The organism is Nonlabens arenilitoris, from assembly GCF_002954765.1.
GTDB lineage: Bacteria > Bacteroidota > Bacteroidia > Flavobacteriales > Flavobacteriaceae > Nonlabens > Nonlabens arenilitoris.
In genome coordinates, this window is sequence record NZ_MTPW01000001.1 from 896994 (window position 1) to 915666 (window position 18673).

Below are 18673 nucleotides of genomic sequence, written 5' to 3' on the forward strand. Positions count from 1 at the left end.
TGGTTGATATAAAAAATCCCATTCCAGCTGTGCCAAAATGGGACTTCAATACTTAACAATTTCTAGATTATTTAAAATTAATCACTTCTTGATTCAGTGCTTTAATTTTTGCCTCAACTTGTTCTTCAGTTCCCACGTATTTATGAGACTTTGTGATCGTTGCACCATTTGCAGACGATTGATAAGTAACTTTTGCGGTGACTATACCGGTCTCTGCATCTACCGATTTTTGAATATCCAAATTTTTATAAATCGAGCTCGTCTCTTCATTATTTTGCACTACCTCTTGTTCTATCTCTTGCTTGATAACACTAGCCTGTCCATCTACGTGACCACCTAAAATAGGTGCGATAACTAGACCTATTAAACATGTAAGTTTAATTAAAATATTCATAGAAGGACCTGAAGTGTCTTTAAAAGGATCACCTACAGTATCACCTGTTACCGCTGCTTTATGAGCTTCAGAACCTTTATAGGTCATCTTACCATTAATTTCAACACCAGCTTCAAAAGATTTTTTTGCGTTGTCCCATGCTCCACCAGCGTTGTTTTGGAAAATAGCCCAAAGCACTCCACTCACAGTTACACCAGCCATATAACCACCTAACATCTCTGCAATGGCAAGATGATCCATTCCAAAAATCATAGGGACAAAAGCAATTAATAATGGGAATCCTATAGTTAATAGACCAGGCAACATCATTTCCTTTAAAGATGCTTTTGTAGAGATATCTACACATTTATCATATTCTGGTTTCCCAGTTCCTTCCATAATACCTGGAATATCTCTAAACTGGCGACGTACTTCCTCTACCATTTCCATAGCTGCTTTACCAACTGCGTTCATAGCAAGTGCACTAAATACTACTGGTACCATTCCACCTACAAATAACATCGCAAGTACTGGAGCTTTAAAAATATTAATTCCATCTATTCCCGTAAAGGTTACATAAGCGGCAAATAAGGCTAGTGAAGTTAAAGCTGCACTCGCGATGGCAAAGCCTTTTCCGGTTGCTGCCGTGGTATTTCCTACAGAGTCAAGGATATCTGTACGCTCACGTACGATAGGATCTTGTTCACTCATCTCAGCGATTCCTCCAGCATTATCTGCAATAGGACCAAATGCGTCAATGGCTAATTGCATCGCTGTAGTTGCCATCATAGCACTAGCTGCAAGAGCAACACCATAAAAACCAGCAAATGCATAGGATGCCCATATCGCTCCTGCAAATAAAAGTACTGATGGGAACGTAGAAATCATACCTGTCGCAAGACCTGCAATGATGTTGGTTCCTGCTCCTGTAGATGATTGCTGTACAATTTTAAGAATAGGTGATTTACCTAATCCTGTATAATATTCTGTTACAGATGATATTACTGCTCCTACTACTAATCCTACTAAAGTGGCAAAGAACACATTCATAGAAGAAATTTCAATTAATCCTTCTCCAAAGAATTCCATTTGCATGGTATCCGGTAGCATCCACATACATAGACCAAAACATGCCGCCGCTACAAGAACAATAGATGTCCAATTCCCTATATTTAATGCACCCATTACCTGAGCTTCCTTAGCATCGTTACTTTTAATTTTTACAAGCATGGTTCCTATTACCGAAATTATAATACCTACACCAGCAATAGCCATAGGAAGTAAAATAGGTCCTATACCGCCAAAACCTTCATTGACAATATTACCGCCCATATCTTTAATCACATAATTACCTAGGACCATGGCAGCAAGAACTGTTGCCACGTATGAACCAAAAAGGTCAGCACCCATTCCAGCCACATCACCTACGTTATCACCTACGTTGTCAGCAATCGTTGCTGGGTTACGTGGATCATCTTCAGGAATCCCAGCTTCCACCTTACCTACCAGGTCAGCACCTACGTCTGCAGCTTTAGTATAAATACCACCACCTACTCGAGCAAAAAGAGCGATAGATTCAGCTCCTAATGAGAAACCAGCCAGCGTTTCAAGAACGATAGTCATCAACTCTTGTGGAGTCTTCATAACGCCTTCAAATTCAGCAGCAGCCCATTCACCATTCATAAATTGATGATAGAATATTATGAAAAATGCTGTTAGACCTAGTACAGCAAGTCCTGCTACACCTAATCCCATTACTGTTCCACCACCGAAAGATATTTTTAACGCATTAGGCAAACTCGTGCGAGCAGCTTGCGTAGTTCTTACATTAGTTTTAGTGGCAATTTTCATCCCTATATTTCCTGCATAAGCAGAGAATACCGCACCAAAAATGAATGCTATAACGATAAGCCAGTGTGTTGTGTCAACAACTTGAGAAACTACAACTAGTAAAATACTTGTAATAACTACAAAAATAGCGAGTAGTTTGTACTCAGCTTTCAAGAATGCCAGTGCACCTTCATAAATATAATCTGAGATTTCTTTCATTTTTCCATCTCCTGCATCTTGTTTCAAGACCCAAGATTTCTTAATAAACATGTAAAGTAATCCTAGAGCTGCCATCAGTAATGGCATGTAAATCATGTATGATTCCATATGTTTTGTTTTGTTTGGTTTTATAAATCTAGCTAATGTACTAAAATTATGTTAACAAAACTATAACGTTATAGTACTAAGATTCTTAGGTATTTGCTTTCGCGAAAGCGTACTTAAAACTCTTCAAGATAATACTAGCCGATACCGCTATGTAGTAGTATGACCATAAAAAACTACAGAACTCTGATTTAGACAATACCAACAAAAATAGTTGGCATGTCAAATCTTAGAACACTTGTGGTAGTTACAAATACGTAGTCAATATGCCAAATATTCGTCTTGGCATATTTGGCGGTATGAAAAAAAGAAAAGTTACAACTTCATCAACTTACTCACTGTACTTTGCGTGGCATTTAAGATCTTAATGAAGTATAATCCAGTTGACAACTCTTCTAGAGATATAATTTGTTCAAGTACTGGGTTTTCTAAATTTTTGCTGATAAGTACTTTTCCTGTGGCATTATAAATTTCATAGGAGTTGAATGTGGCGTTGCTTGTAACCGTTACTTCACTACCTGCAGGATTAGGATATAGTTGCAATGCAAAAAGGCTTTGATCACTTAAACTAGCCGTAGTTGATACCGTTGTTGTCTCCAGATTTGTAATTATAGGCGCATTAAAATCAAAGTAAATCTCAGCTTGATTAGAAAAATCATCTCCTAAAACCAGCGTGTTTATTGTTTTAATTTTAAACAGCACATAACCTTGACTGGCTGGTGCGGTAAATGGTAAGTTGATATTATCGAATTGAAATTCTATCTTATTACCACTAGATATTGTAGTAGTATAATCATGACTTGAGCTTAAAGGAACTAACGTCGAGATATCATACTTTGCCGTATCGATATAATCTACAATACGAACATTAATAGCACTCGCCGTTCCTTCATTCTCAAAACGGATTCTATAATGCACATACTCACCTACTTCACTAGGTAAAATAGTATCACCTTGTAAGCAAGTCTTATCATTAGGGTCATAAGAGTTAACAACTTTTTGCCTAGTAATAAAAGTATTATCGTGTGGTGTCTCGTCTGTACCAGAATAATTAATAGCAGATCTGAAAACTAATAAATCATCTAATTGTAAAGGAAAATTAGGGTCTGTAGGTGTATTAAGATTAAAGTTAATTAAAATTTCTCTTGTCTCAAATGGCTGAATATTTGAATAATTCCAGTTTAAAACTCCTGGGCTGGTTGAGGCTACAGCTGGTGATGCGTTCAAAAAGGTCATGTAATCGTTTTCAAACTGTGTATTAATTGTTCCTGACAATACACTCGTTCCTTTATTTTTATAAACTAACTTATAATTAGCATCAAATCCAGGTCTGCTATCACTGATTGGAAAAAGCACAATCTCTAAATCATTAAAAACACCTAAATCAGTTATGCAAAAATCTTGAGTGATTATGCCTGACTGATTGATTGTTACGCTAGAGTTGCTAGGGGAAATATTAAAACGCTGATTATCGATTATAGGTGTAATATTATAAGTTCCAGGTCGCAAATTTGCACTATACTCTCCATTTATAGCAATCACATCAATTGAAGCTTCAGTATTACTAATATTCAAAGGCATATTTAATGCTTTAGGATCGTTGACATCACATCCGCTCATATCTATATCATAAGAAAATAAACCATTCAAGGTTTGAACAGCACAATTCTGAGCTAAAGTATCATTAGTTATAGTCCAACCTCTATTAGTCAATACAGCTCTAGAAAAAGCATCACAATATTCTAAATTTGTAATTCCAAGATTTTTATTTTGATACTGTAAATCTACAAACCGGCTTAATAACGCATCATAATTATAGGTATCAAGATTAGTATTTTGAACAAGGTTAGTTAGATTTACTCCAGAGTTAAATGCCCAAGAACTTAAATCTTGATTAAACTCTAAAGCACCGAAGAACATCCCACTCATTAAAGTCACATTACTCACATCCCAAGATTTTAATGTCTGATTAAAATCTTCAGCGCCAGTAAACATTGATGTCAATATTCTTGCGTTAGTTATATCCCATGTATTTAAAGGTTGGTTAAAACTTCTAGCGAGATGAAACATTCCATTAAACTCAGTGACATTAGAGACGTTCCAACTTGATAATGGTGAATTAAAAGCGTATGCTCCTTTGAACATATTTTCCATGTCCGTAACGTTTGAAACATCCCAGTTTGATATGTCCGAATTAAAATTTATGGCATAGGAGAACATTTCAGACATGTTTGTTACATTACTTAAGTCTGGTACATCTGTAGCGTTTATCGATAGATTTTGACAGTACTTAAATGACTCTTCCATCGTTTGAAACTGAGAATTACCCCATTGAGTAACGGTTATATTATTGTTAAGATAAAATTTTACAGCCTCTAATGGACCTGTCACTATAACAGTATACATTCCAGCAGTTGGATAAGTATGTGACACTTGCATATCATAAGGTGATCCATAGGAATTAGTCATCCCATCACCCCAATCTATGGTAATGTTAGTATTTGAAGTTATTCTGAACCGGTATGAATTTGTTACATCTACGTTAAAGACTAAATCATCAGCCGTTTGAGCACATGCAATCAATCCCAAAAACAAAAAAACAATCGTAAAAATTCTCATATAACTATTATAGTATTAATAACAGCCCACAAAATACGATTATTAGTTAATTGTAAGGAAAATCTTTAAAAGAAGAATGTAAAAATTTATTAAAGGACTATTAGTCGATACCGCTTTACAGCAGTATGACATACTAAAAACTAAACCCAAAACTACCCGTTATCGCCATAGATCGAGCGTCTGGAAGATAGTTGTATCCACCTCTAAAGCTTACGTCCAGACGGAACACTTTAAAGATATTACCTATACCAGCACTGTATTCCCAGTAAATATCTTCGGGAGCAAGGTAAGTTAAACCGCTAGCATTTAAAGCTATATTTTCATCACTAATCTTTCCATAAACAGCGCGCACTCCTACAAGCTCTCTAAGATTCAAATCGCGTAAATAAGGAACACGAGAAAATAATCTACCATTGAAATTATGATTTAAGTGAAGTGTCACATATTCATCAGTCACAAATTCATAAAAATTCATGGTATTAAATGCTCCTGTAATATTGAAGTAAGTCTGGTTACCAGGAACTACATTTAATAATGCTAAGGGCACTTCACCAAACGTCTTACCAGCCTCTACGCGAGCTGTTAATCTACCAAAAGCACCTATCTGTAATGGATGACTATAATAGAATTGTACTTTATCAAAGTTAAAATCACTTTCTAATAACCCTTCAAATCCACGAGTATAACTAGCAAAAAGAATAGGATACTCACCACTATTGATGATCGTCCTATCTACTCCATAGTTAGAGGTTTTACGACCTGGTGTATAAGTCATTGTCAGACTAGCATCTGCTTGTCTAGTTTCTGTCTCAATACCGCCTGGCGCATCTGCATCAAAATAATCTAGACTAAAAACACCAGGATTACCACTCTTAATTGTACGATAACTGGTGCCTAATCTAAACTCTAGATTATATTTAGGTTCAAAACTTAAAGCAAGTGTAGATAAATTAATGCTGGATAAACTGGAGTTATTTCCAGAGGTTATCAAGGCACTTGATGCAAGACTACGTCCTAACACATCATTTGTATTTGTCAAGCTAGCGCCCAATTGTTCTATATCCCGACGGTTTCCTCCAGAAATGGTTAATCTGCTTTTTTTATCCATCAACCATTTTCCAGCAATACCATATTTGAACTGGTTATCTCTAAAACCATATGCACCATATCCTTCTAATCTCCACATATCATTTGCCGAAAAATAAGTTCTTCCACCACCACGCAATCTTAAGCCTTCTACATCATTAAAACCAAAAACACTGAAAACAGGTCCTATATCAAAATTGTCAATTTCATAGTATCCAGATGCAAGAATGGTCCCAATATTATATAAACGCTTGAACTTCTTATTGGTCTTTAGAGTGTCTAGCATGGTGTAGATTTGTTTCTCATCTTTATTGAGTTTTTCTAATCTATTTTCATCCCAGTAAGCCTCATCACGATTATAGATTTCTGGATCATAATCGTTAACTCTACGCTTGTAAAAGTCCTTGTCTTTGGCAATATCAAATTGATAATTATTGAACAAGGTCGTTCTCTTACCATACATACCTTTAGACTCTTCTTTTTTATTAAGTGCAAAATCACTCATAAAATAATCTCGAGTAATTAAGAAAAGACTATCATTTAAAACATCAAACTCTTGCTCAATATAAATTTCTTTCACCCAGTTAACATTGGCACTTTTTGTTGCTTGCAGGTTGATCTCCTTAATCGCATAAGAATCTGCCGCTACCCAAAAGTCTCCTTTAAATGTTAACTCACCTTTCCTACGTGGATAATAAATAATATTATATGCTTCAACTCCATCAATAATAGCCGTATCTCTTAAAATATAATTATATGTATCTATACCACTTTTACCTACTGGACTGGTAAAACTCTTATCAAAAAATTTAAGATATCTCTCATACACATCAATATCTGCATAAAGATCTTTTACAAAAGCTATAATCGTTTGATTGTTTGAAAATCCAGAGTTCTTGTTTGCCTTTACATTTTCTTTTTCTTTATTCATCTCATTATCACCATATACGGTAGATAAAGATTCATTAATAAAAATAGGTAGGTAAGTTTTACCTGTGACGTTGCTAGTATCTGCATAGTCAAAAATGAACTCCATCCCACGGAAAAGCTTTGAATTAACCATTTGACTGTCTATGGTATTCATATCAAACTCTAACTTTTCATACTTATCAAATTGATACTGCTTGAATTGAGAAAGGCCATTCTTACGACGGTTTTCCCATACTTTACGCAAGATATCCAATGCTGGATTATTTTTTTTAGAAGTTTTACCTGTATAGATAACTACTGCATCTAGAGCTGCCGCTTCAGTCTTGAGCGTTAAATTAAGCTCTAGGTTCACCTTTGATTCAAGTGTATAGGTAAGTGTCTCATAACCTATAAAGGAGATTTGAATCGTCTCATAATTAGAGTTAGACTGCAAATAAAAACGACCATTATCATTAGTAATAGTCCCTTCACTTGATCCAGGAAAAAAAACATTGGCAAATGGCACACCATCACCAAATTCATCATAGACCACACCACCAACTTTGGTTTGTGCGGTTATCGTAGTAGTCACAAGAAACATGATGATCACCATCAGTTGTGATGAACTCGCTTTCGCGAAAGCGTATTTAAAAAAATCAATCATATTATAAGAAAGTAAAAATCAAAAGTAGGTTTCTTGTAATTAAACAGAGGTACAAATTTTAAAAATAGTTGTTAACCTTTTATCTCAACCAGTCATTAAATCATAAACTCTCATATGGAACGTCAATATTTTTACTACATTATATTCTTTTTACTATTTCATCACTCTGATGCTCAAGTTGGTATTAATACTTCTAATCCTGCTGCAGCGTTGCACATTAATAACATTTCAGATAACGAGAAAAACGGAATTATTTTACCTCAACTAGACGAATTTCCCGTTACTATGACCTCAGATCAAGATAGTATGATCATTTATATTACTGGAAATGGTAGCGTAAATAAAGGTTACTGGTTTTACGAACATGGAAGCGGTTGGAGAAAATTAATCGATAGTACCAGTGCTGAAAGTTTGCAAATGTATCGCAATCCTAAGTTTCCTGATGGGATGAAAGGAATACAGCCTATCACTTATGACTTAAAAACAGGAGGATATTCTGTTCCGCTAGGCAAGAATCTTTACATAACTTCACTCTTTAACTCAAGAAATATCGGCAATATGATTGTTCTAGATTATACAACATCCTTAAGTTTTACCCTAATTTCTAATACTGAGGCTAGTTATACTTTTCCAACATTTAACAACCCCATTCTCGTAGGGCAAAATGATCTTTTGAGTGGTACTTTTGTATTTAATGGTTTATTAGTTGATGCCACGGTAGAGCCTATTTATACCTTTTCTTCTTATACAGTACCAGCAAACAAAATTTTTATTTATTTAACTAGTAATAACAACAGCTCTCCACTTCCCATTGCCGAAATAAGGATAGGTACCACCGCGGTAACTCAATCAGGAACAAATAACAGCCGTAGTGGAAATGTAGAGGCACTTGCTATGCCTTTGTTTATAGACGCCGGAGAGACTATAAACAATATGCAATCTGGAAGTACCATGAATGGCTATTTAATAGACAAATAAAAAACCCAGCTTTTTGAGCTGGGTTTAAATCTTCTTAATAAAAAGAATTACTTTTTATACATCACTTTCTTAACACCTTCAACCACGTGAGTGTGATTAGGCAACCACTCTGCAAATAATACCGGAGAGTACGGTGCTGGTGTATCTTGTGTGTTAATCTTATAGATAGGTGCATCTAGATAATCAAATGCTTCTGCCTGGACCATGTGAGAAATCTCAGTCGATACATTACCAAATGGCCATGCTTCTTCAAGAATGATTAATCTATTTGTTTTTTAACAGATTTTAAAATAGCCTCTTTATCATAAGGACGTACTGTTCTTAAGTCGATAATCTCACAAGAAATACCTTCTTTTTCAAGATCGTCTGCTGCTTTATAAGCCTCTTTTATAATTTTACCAAAAGAAACGATTGTTACATCAGTTCCTTCTCTTTTTATCTCTGCAACACCTATAGGCAATACATATTCACCTTCTGGCACTTCACCTTTATCGCCATACATTTGCTCAGACTCCATAAAAATAACTGGATCATCATCACGTATCGCTGCTTTTAAAAGGCCTTTTGCGTCATAAGGATTTGAAGGTACGATTACTTTAAGACCTGGTGTGTTTGCAAACCAGTTTTCAAAAGCCTGTGAATGTGTTGCCGCTAGTTGTCCAGCACTTGCTGTAGGACCACGGAATACGATAGGACATGGAAATTGTCCACCACTCATCTGGCGTATTTTTGCAGCATTATTAATAATCTGATCAATTCCTACTAGTGAGAAGTTAAAGGTCATATACTCTACAATAGGTCTATTACCGGTCATAGTACTACCTATGGCCACTCCTGCAAAACCTAATTCTGCAATAGGTGTATCTATCACACGCTTTGCACCAAACTCGTCTAGCATTCCTTTTGAAGCTTTGTAGGCTCCATTATATTCTGCAACCTCTTCACCCATTAAATAAACGGACTCATCTCGGCGCATTTCTTCACTCATTGCTTCGGCTATCGCCTCGCGGAATTGAATAGTCTTCATAAATACTACTGTTTATAACAAAAGAGCAACAAAAATAACTTACCCAACCTTAGCACACCACATTTTTAAGATAAAAAATGTCCCTTTTAGGCTATAAAAATGTGCACAAGTACAGTGAAAACGTTTTCGTAACAGTGTTATAGTTGGGTTAAAAATACAAGTGTAACGTTATTAAAACTGGTTCAATTGCTGATTTAGAGCATTAAAGACGTTAAATTTATTATGCACGCATAGTTTTTTTGCTGTTTTTTACGTACTTTCGCAAACGTTTGAAAACTCATAATAAAACCGTGAAATATGAAGATTTTAGTTTGTATCAGCCACGTGCCAGATACCACTTCAAAGATTAATTTTACTGATAACAATACTCAGTTTGACACAAATGGTGTACAATATGTTATTAACCCAAATGACGAATTTGGTCTAACGAGAGCCATGTGGTTTAAAGAAAAGCAAGGTGCTAGTGTTGAAGTTGTCACTGTAGGTGGTGCAGATGTTGAACCTACACTTAGAAAAGCTCTTGCCATAGGTGCAGACAGTGCAACACGTGTAGATGCGCCAGCATTAGATGGCTATGCAGTGGCACAAGAACTTGCAGCAGTTGTTAAAAATGGTGGTTATGACTTAGTTATTGCAGGTCGTGAATCTATAGACTACAACGGTGGTATGGTTCCAGGTATGGTAGCTGCAATGACTGGATCTAGCTTTGTTAATACATGTATCTCTTTAGAGATAGATGGTAATACCGCTACTGCGATTAGAGAAATAGATGGTGGTAAAGAAACCGTAAGTACTACTCTACCTCTTATCATAGGTGGCCAGAAAGGTCTTGTAGAAGAAAGCGACTTAAGAATTCCTAACATGCGTGGAATTATGATGGCTCGTAAAAAACCATTAAACGTTGTACCTTCTGTAGCAACAGCTACAGAAACAAAGACAGTTTCTTTTGAGAAGCCTGCTCCTAAAGGAGATGTGAAATTAGTAGCAGCAGACAATCTAGATCAACTTATTGACTTGTTACACAACGAGGCAAAGGCTATTTAAGTAAGCTATTTTAATTACGCTTTCGCGAAAGCGAAATAACACTATCATTAACAAGTAAAGAGCTTAATGCTCTACTCAAAATATAATAACTATGTCAGTATTAGTATATACAGAATCAGAAGGCGGCTCTTTTAAGAAAGCTGCTTATGAAGTTGCGAGCTATGGAAAAGGCATCGCAGACCAGTTAGGTACATCAGTTACAGCAATATCGTTTAATGCAAATGGTGCTGGTGATTTGGGAACTTATGGAGTTTCTAAACAACTTAACGTATCAGACTCAAAATTAGAAAAATTTAATGCAGCTGCATATGCAGACACGATTGCACAAGCGGCAAAAGCTGAAGGTGCAACGACCGTAATCATAAGTTCAAGTGCAAACTCTAAATATTTAGGAGCTTTATTAAGCGTGCACCTAGAAGCAGGATATGCGACTAATGTCATGGAATTACCATCATCAACTAGTCCATTTACTGTTAAAAGATCTGTTTTTACAAACAAAGCTTTTGCAATGACTGAAATTTCTACAGCAAATAAATTAGTAGGTCTTGCAAATAATTCTTACGGCTTAAAAGAAAACACTACTGATTGTAGTACTGAAGCTTTTACTCCAACATTAAGTGACAACGACTTTAAAGTACAAGTTCAATCTGTAGATAAAGCAACGGATAAAGTAAGTATTGCAGATGCAGATGTTGTAGTTAGTGCAGGACGCGGCCTTAAAGGACCAGAAAACTGGGGAATGATAGAGGAACTAGCAGAAGTTTTAGGAGCAGCTACAGCATGTTCTAAGCCTGTTAGTGATATGGGATGGAGACCACATGGAGAACATGTAGGTCAAACTGGTAAGCCGGTAGCGACTAATCTATATATCGCTATAGGTATTTCAGGAGCTATTCAACACCTAGCTGGTGTAAGTTCTTCAAAAGTAAAAGTAGTTATCAACACTGACCCAGAAGCACCATTTTTCAAGGCTGCAGACTATGGTGTAGTAGGTGACGCATTTGAAGTAGTACCTGCTTTAATAGAAAAACTTAAAGCATTCAAGGCAGCAAATGCTTAATTCTTAATAATTTGTTAGCTTTAAGGCTGTGCATTATGAGAAAAACACTCATTTTTGCACAGCTTTTTTCATTTATAAAGAGTGTAACTCTATGAGTCTAAAACGACTTAACATACGCGGTATATCATACAGTGAGACACAAAATGGTGCTTATGCGCTAGTACTCAAAGAAGTAGGCGGTGATCGACAGCTTCCTATAGTAATAGGCGCCTTTGAAGCGCAAAGTATTGCTATAGCATTAGAAAAAGAGATCAGTCCACCAAGACCTCTTACTCATGATCTTTTTAAGACATTTGGAGAGCGTTTTGGCATTACGGTTAAACAAGTCATCATCCATAAATTAGTAGATGGTGTATTTTTCTCAAGCTTAATTTGTGAAAGAGACAAAATAGAAGAAATCATAGATGCGAGAACTAGTGATGCTATTGCTCTAGCAGTAAGATTTAAAGCTCCTGTCTTTACTTATGAAAATATTTTAGATGAGGCTGGTGTACAATCCCACATCAGACCCGATAAAGAATTACAAGAAGATCCTCTAGATCTAAGCAACGACGAGTTCATAGAAGAACTTATCAATACAGACCATGATGAGGACGATAATTACAGCCATTTAAGCATTAAAGAACTTCATAAAATGTTAGGGGACGCTGTATCTAATGAAAATTATGAACTAGCCGCGCGACTGCGTGATGAAATATCAAAACGATAATGAAACTGCCATCCATACTTTCTCAACGCAATGTGTGTTTGAGTGTTTTATTAATATTTATCTCCTTTATAGCTCAGGCAGTACTTCCAGCGTCTAGCAATACAGTGGTTCAAGAAATAACTACTAATAACATAGCTATATCTAATGTTACTGCACCTAATGTCACTTTTGAAAGTATTTACAGAGGCCTTATAGGTATTGCCTTTTTATTAGGAATAGGATTTGCCTTTAGTGCTAATAGAAAAAAAATAGACTGGCGATTAGTGATCATCGGTATTAGTCTACAAATAATATTTGCTACTCTTTTTTTATTAGTTGAAGAAGTTGCAGCCGTATTTCAGTGGATTGCAGAGAAAGTAGTAGAGTTTCTCGCTGTGGCAGAAGAAGGAGCTCAATTTGTTTTCGGAAATCTAGTTGACCCATCACAAAGTATGGGATACATTTTTGCCTTTAAAGTTTTACCTACCATTGTATTCTTTTCGGCTTTTACATCTTTACTATACTACTTAGGTATTTTACAAAAAATCGTTTATGTATTTGCTTGGGTCATGAGTAAAACCATGCGATTAAGCGGTGCAGAATCTCTTGCCGCAGCGGCAAATATTTTTATAGGTCAGACTGAAGCACCTTTAGTAGTTAAACCATATCTAGAAAAAATGACCAAGTCAGAAATTCTATGTCTAATGGTAGGTGGTATGGCTACTATCGCAGGTGGAGTATTAGCTGCATTCATAGAATTCCTGGGTGGTACAGATCCTGTCGCAAAAGCAGAATTTGCAAGGCACTTAATCACTGCATCCATTATGAGTGCTCCTGCTGCAATTGTTATGGCAAAAATGTTGTTCCCAGAAACTGATACAGATAAAATTGACCGCAAACTAGACATCTCTAAGGAAAAAATAGGATCTAACGTTCTAGACGCAATCTCAAGAGGAACTACAGATGGACTTAAATTAGCCGTTAATGTAGGAGCAATGTTATTAGTATTTACTGCAATTATTGCGGTAGTAAACTGGTTTCTAGGAGATCTTATAGGCGCACCTAGTGGACTTAATGATTTAATCGTAGATGCTACTGACGGGCGATATCAAAAGTTCTCTATGCAGTACATTTTAGGAAACTTATTTGCTCCCATCGCTTGGATTATAGGCGTGCCTGCTACAGACATCGTAGCTGTAGGCCAATTGCTAGGTGAGAAAACTATACTTAACGAGTTCTTTGCATATGCATCATTAAGTAAATTAAAAGCAGCTGGAGTTTTAACTAATTACAGGTCGATAGTGATATCTACATATGCTCTTTGTGGATTTGCAAACTTTGCTTCTATAGGAATACAAATAGGTGGAATTGGAGTTTTAGCTCCTAGTCAACGTAAAACTCTGGCCGCTTTTGGTATTAAAGCACTAATAGGTGGTACGTGTGCAGCATTGCTTACTGCAACTATCGCGGGAATGCTTTTTGGATAATTACAATTTCGACTCGTATAGATGATTAATAAAATATCTATATTACATAGCCGCTCTTAAACAAAAATCATTTTTTAAGAAAATTTTAATAACTTTGCCTACCTAAAATTTGGTTTAAAGTTATGTTACCTACTGATCATATTGCACATGCAAATCACCATTTTCAATATGATTTTGGTAATCTCTATTGTTTTGACCATTATGTTATTGGTATTATTAATGATCAAATTACTGTAGGCACCACAGAAGCAAAAGCGATACTAAACGATTTAAATAAGTACTTCACGGGTAAGCAATTTGTTTATATCGCTAATAGAGCATTCTCTCATAACATTGACTTATCAGTTTATAAATTAGTAAACCCTAAAAAACTAGTAGGGATAGCGATAGTGTCACCTCATGAAAATGAAATTAATCGCGCTGTAGAAGAACAACAACTATATTCGGGATCTTTCGGGTTATTTAAAAACGTTGAAAGCGCGATTGCATGGGCTAATACTTTTCAAAAAGTAGAAGGTTAAATTTATTTATCCAGCGATAAAGTTTTATTTTTTTACCAAATTGGACGATTAATTCTCTTATTTTGTACTCTCTTAGAGACATTATTGTATTCTATACTTCAAGCAGGAAAAAATGAAACAGTATCACGATTTACTACATCATATATTAAAAGAAGGAACTGATAAAGGTGATCGCACCGGCACGGGAACTAGAAGTGTTTTTGGCTATCAAATGAGGTTCAACCTGCAAGAAGGTTTCCCTATGGTTACCACAAAAAAACTACACCTTAAATCCATCATTCATGAGTTATTATGGTTTCTTACTGGAGACACCAATATTAAATATCTAAAAGAAAATGGTGTACGTATTTGGAATGAATGGGCAAATGATGATGGCGACTTGGGACCAGTTTATGGTCATCAATGGCGCAACTGGAATAGTGAGGACATCGATCAAATTAAAGACGTAATTCACACATTAAAAAACAACCCTAATAGCCGTCGCATGATGGTAAGCGCATGGAACCCAAGTGTCATGCCTGACACTAGCGTGAGTTTTGCAGAAAATGTAGCAAATGGAAAAGCGGCATTACCGCCATGCCATGCCTTCTTTCAGTTTTACGTGTCGGATAATAAGTTGAGTTGTCAACTCTATCAACGCAGCGCCGATGTTTTTTTAGGCGTTCCTTTTAATATTGCTAGCTATGCTTTATTTACTATGATGATGGCGCAAGTCTGCGGTTTTGAATATGGTGATTTCATTCACACCTTTGGCGATGTCCATATATATTCAAATCATATGGAGCAAGTGGAATTACAGCTTTCAAGAGATCCACGTCCATTACCTACTATGAAAATCAATCCAAATGTTAAAGACATCTTCAACTTTAAATTTGAAGATTTTACTTTAGAAAATTATAATCCGCATCCAGCAATTAAAGGCGCCGTGGCTATATAAATATGAGGTTTTTAATTCTTTTATTTATATTCTCAATTACTATTTCAGTTGCTCAAAACAGCGATCCTGTGTATGCTGATTTTTTAGAAATTGATGATACGGAATATAAAGACTCACCCAGTTTTTATGTTGTAGATTTAAAAATGACTGCTTCTAATCCTGGAATGGCAACAGCTAGTTGGGACGCACACAAATCATTAACAAAGTTTCTAGTAGAACTTTATGACCCTACAAATAATGAATTATTTCATCGTAAAATCTATAGAGATAAAACCATTATTATACCAGCGAGTTCAAAACTAGTAGTTTCTCCCATACACTTAAATCTTAAGGGTAAATCAAAAACCACCACTTTATCCCAGTCTCTATATAAAATACAGGCAGAGCAGCGCAAAAACATGGAGAAAATATTGAGGCAGATGCAAGAGCAAGACTTACAAAACAGTACGTCTTCAAAAGAAATCCCATGGCGTTGGATTCTTAGAGGTATAGGACTGTTAGCTCTCATTATTGGTTTGATCGCTCGATACTCTGGCAATAAAGAAGAATTTAAAGACTACGACCGTCGTAATAGAAAGCCTTGATTAAGATACACTTTCGCGTAAGCGACAACTAAAACATCCTAACTATTTCACAAAATCCTATCAGAGTGCTAGACTTTTGTAAATTCCTTTTAACTTTGAGAGGATGAATACAAAAGAAAATCTTCTTAACCTGTTTTTAGATACTCGAAAACATTCAGAAGCCCTATGCAAACCTTTACAAAAAGAAGATTATGTAGTGCAGCCTATTGTTGATGTCTCGCCACCTAAATGGCATCTAGGGCATACAACATGGTTTTTTGAAGAATTCTTATTGGACGCACATCTTCCTGGATACAAAAGATTCCACAACCAGTATGCCTATGTTTTTAATAGCTATTATGAAAGTATAGGAGCACGCGTGGTACGCACAGATAGAGGAAATCTTTCACGACCTAGCGTTGATGAAATCTATGAGTACCGATCATATGTCACAAAACATATGACACAGCTTATTGAAAATCACTGGAACAATAGTTTGATTCATGTATTAGAAATAGGCATTCATCACGAGAAACAACATCAAGAACTTTTACTCACCGACATTAAATTCATACTAGGTAACAATCCATTATTGCCGGTATATCATAATGTAAAGGATGAAATCTATACTAGTGAAAATTCTATCAAGTGGCTTAAAATGCCTGCTCAAATTTATGAGGTGGGACATTCAGGTGAGGATTTTTGCTATGATAACGAGCAACCGCGACACCGTGTATTTTTAGAAGCTTACCAAATCTCAAGTGAATTAATAACATGTGGAGAATGGATTGAATTCATTAAAGATGGCGGATATAGAAATGTCATGCTTTGGCATACAGAAGGATGGGATTGGGTTCAAAAAAATAGAATCACTTCACCCATGTACTGGTTTCAAGAATCTAATCAATGGAAGCAATACACTTTAAATGGCGTTAAAATTATTGACAAGACTAGTGTCATAACACATATATCATACTATGAGGCATTTGCTTTTGCTCAATGGAAAGGTATGCGTTTACCTACTGAGTTTGAATGGGAAGCCGCACAACAACAACTTAACTGGGGCAAACGATGGGAATGGACAGAAAGCGCCTATTTACCGTACCCAAATTATCAAAAACCTGATGGCGCGTTAGGTGAATATAATGGCAAATTTATGGTAAATCAGAAAGTTCTCAGAGGTAGTTCTATTGCCACACCATCAAATCACGCCAGATCAACTTACAGAAACTTTTTTCATCCTTATTTAAGATGGCAATTTACGAGCCTGAGGCTCGCACAATCTATATGACAAAGCAAGAAACATTTCAATTAGAATTTGAAAATCACGTAAAAGAAGGCCTAAGTGCATTTCCTAAATTTTTAAGCTCAAAATACATTTATGATGACCGTGGTGATGAATTATTTCAACAAATAATGGCATTGCCAGAATACTATCTTACTAAAGCTGAATTTAATATAGTTGAAACTCATAAAAGCAAGCTAAGAAAGGTTTTTAATGCTCATGGAGCATTTGACCTTATCGAATTAGGAGCTGGTGATGGAAAAAAAACAAAAGTTCTTTTAAAAGAATTAGTGCTTAATGAGGTAGAGTTTACATACATCCCTATAGACATCAGTCAACATGCGATTGATGATTTGACTCACTCACTAACGACTTTATTACCTAGTCTAGAAGTTCAAGGTGAACAAGGAACTTATTTTAAAGTATTAGAAAGACTAGCTACTTACAATAAGAGACCTAAAGTAATTATCGTTTTAGGATCTAACATAGGTAATCTAGAACATCCACAAGCAATTGACTTTTTAAAGAAAATTAAAGAAGTAATGTCTAGTAAGGACTTGCTTTTTATGGGATTTGACCAGAAGAAAAACCCATTAACTATTCAAAATGCTTATGCAGACTCGCAGGGCGTTACACAAGAATTTAATCGCAATTTATTACATCGCATAAATAAAGAAATGGACGGAAATTTTCCTGTGGACAACTTTGAACACTGGGAATCTTATGACCCAGAAACAGGAACCGCAAAAAGCTTTTTAATTGCTACCGAATCTTGCGAGGTAGAAATTAAAAAACTTCAATTAAAAACTTTTTTCAAAAAATGGGAAACCATACACTGTGAGATATCGCAAAAATATGACGACGACACCGTTGAATGGTTAGCTCACCAATCTGGATTACAAATTGAAGAAATTTATGAAGATCATCAAAAGCTCTTCAAAGATTATTTATTTAAAATAAAAAATAAAACAACATGAAAGCGATATGGAATAATCAGATCATTGCCGAAAGCGACAACACTAAAGTTATAGAAAACAATCATTACTTTCCTGCTGATAGTTTAAAGACTGACTTCTTTAAAGAAAGCACCACACAATCTAACTGCCCATGGAAAGGAATCGCTAGTTACTATACAATTGAAGTTGACGGCTCGACAAATAAAGATGCCGCATGGTATTATCCAAATACTAAACACGCTGCAAAAGAGATAGAAGGATATGTTGCCTTTTGGAAAGGCGTAACAGTGACTGAATAGAATAAAGTATACTAAAACAAAAA

Annotated in this window: 14 protein-coding genes and 1 pseudogene; 11 read left to right on the forward strand and 4 right to left on the reverse strand. The window is 35.7% G+C overall.

What is annotated here, in order from left to right; translation table 11 throughout:
• Positions 1–67: 67 nt before the first annotated feature.
• The 3 genes from BST92_RS03955 to BST92_RS03965 form a co-directional block, all read right to left on the reverse strand.
• Positions 68–2530: a sodium-translocating pyrophosphatase gene (locus tag BST92_RS03955; RefSeq protein WP_105070278.1), complete on the reverse strand. Its 2463-nt coding sequence runs from the start codon at positions 2528–2530 to the stop codon at positions 68–70.
• Between the two features lie 312 nt (positions 2531–2842).
• On the reverse strand, positions 2843–5146 hold the full coding sequence (locus BST92_RS03960; RefSeq protein ID WP_105070279.1) for a DUF7619 domain-containing protein: 2304 nt from the start codon (positions 5144–5146) through the stop codon (positions 2843–2845).
• A gap of 133 nt (positions 5147–5279) precedes the next feature.
• Complete coding sequence (locus tag BST92_RS03965; protein WP_211292432.1) at positions 5280–7805, reverse strand: DUF5686 and carboxypeptidase-like regulatory domain-containing protein; 2526 nt, start codon at positions 7803–7805, stop codon at positions 5280–5282.
• A 114-nt stretch (positions 7806–7919) separates the two neighbouring features.
• Between BST92_RS03965 and BST92_RS03970 the strand changes: the two genes are divergently transcribed.
• A complete protein-coding gene (locus tag BST92_RS03970; RefSeq protein WP_105070280.1) occupies positions 7920–8783 on the forward strand; it encodes a hypothetical protein in 864 nt (287 codons plus the stop codon).
• A gap of 47 nt (positions 8784–8830) precedes the next feature.
• Here BST92_RS03970 and BST92_RS03975 read toward each other — a convergent pair.
• Positions 8831–9810 (reverse strand): annotated as a pseudogene (locus tag BST92_RS03975) (pyruvate dehydrogenase complex E1 component subunit beta).
• A gap of 297 nt (positions 9811–10107) precedes the next feature.
• On the opposite strand from BST92_RS03975, the gene BST92_RS03980 reads away from it, so the two are divergent.
• The 10 genes from BST92_RS03980 (at position 10108) to BST92_RS04025 (ending at position 18650) form a co-directional block, all read left to right on the forward strand.
• On the forward strand, positions 10108–10854 hold the full coding sequence (locus tag BST92_RS03980) for an electron transfer flavoprotein subunit beta/FixA family protein (RefSeq protein WP_105070281.1): 747 nt from the start codon (positions 10108–10110) through the stop codon (positions 10852–10854).
• A 91-nt stretch (positions 10855–10945) separates the two neighbouring features.
• Entirely contained in the window at positions 10946–11914 is a 969-nt protein-coding gene (locus BST92_RS03985; protein WP_105070282.1) for an electron transfer flavoprotein subunit alpha/FixB family protein, read from the forward strand.
• A gap of 91 nt (positions 11915–12005) precedes the next feature.
• Complete coding sequence (locus tag BST92_RS03990) at positions 12006–12623, forward strand: bifunctional nuclease family protein (RefSeq protein ID WP_105070283.1); 618 nt, start codon at positions 12006–12008, stop codon at positions 12621–12623.
• Positions 12623–14089, forward strand: coding sequence for a NupC/NupG family nucleoside CNT transporter (locus BST92_RS03995; RefSeq protein WP_105070284.1), 1467 nt, complete (start codon positions 12623–12625; stop codon positions 14087–14089). The genes BST92_RS03990 and BST92_RS03995 overlap by 1 nt, the downstream gene beginning before the upstream one ends.
• 122 nt (positions 14090–14211) lie before the next feature.
• Positions 14212–14610 (forward strand): thymidylate synthase, encoded by a 399-nt coding sequence (locus BST92_RS04000; protein ID WP_105070285.1) that lies wholly within the window; start codon positions 14212–14214, stop codon positions 14608–14610.
• 112 nt (positions 14611–14722) lie between these two features.
• On the forward strand, positions 14723–15547 hold the full coding sequence (locus BST92_RS04005; protein WP_105070286.1) for a thymidylate synthase: 825 nt from the start codon (positions 14723–14725) through the stop codon (positions 15545–15547).
• Positions 15548–15549: 2 nt separating this feature from the next.
• Positions 15550–16131 carry a hypothetical protein gene (locus tag BST92_RS04010; RefSeq protein WP_105070287.1) on the forward strand — a complete coding sequence of 194 codons (582 nt, stop codon included), beginning with the start codon at positions 15550–15552 and terminating at the stop codon, positions 16129–16131.
• Positions 16132–16234: 103 nt separating this feature from the next.
• The gene (gene egtB, locus BST92_RS04015) at positions 16235–17401 is read left to right on the forward strand and encodes an ergothioneine biosynthesis protein EgtB (protein WP_105070288.1); all 1167 of its coding nucleotides are present in this window, start codon (positions 16235–16237) and stop codon (positions 17399–17401) included.
• On the forward strand, positions 17398–18372 hold the full coding sequence (locus BST92_RS04020; RefSeq protein ID WP_105070289.1) for an L-histidine N(alpha)-methyltransferase: 975 nt from the start codon (positions 17398–17400) through the stop codon (positions 18370–18372). The genes egtB and BST92_RS04020 overlap by 4 nt, the downstream gene beginning before the upstream one ends.
• On the forward strand, positions 18369–18650 hold the full coding sequence (locus tag BST92_RS04025) for a DUF427 domain-containing protein (protein ID WP_105070290.1): 282 nt from the start codon (positions 18369–18371) through the stop codon (positions 18648–18650). Before BST92_RS04020 ends, BST92_RS04025 begins: the two co-directional genes overlap by 4 nt.
• Positions 18651–18673: the final 23 nt, after the last annotated feature.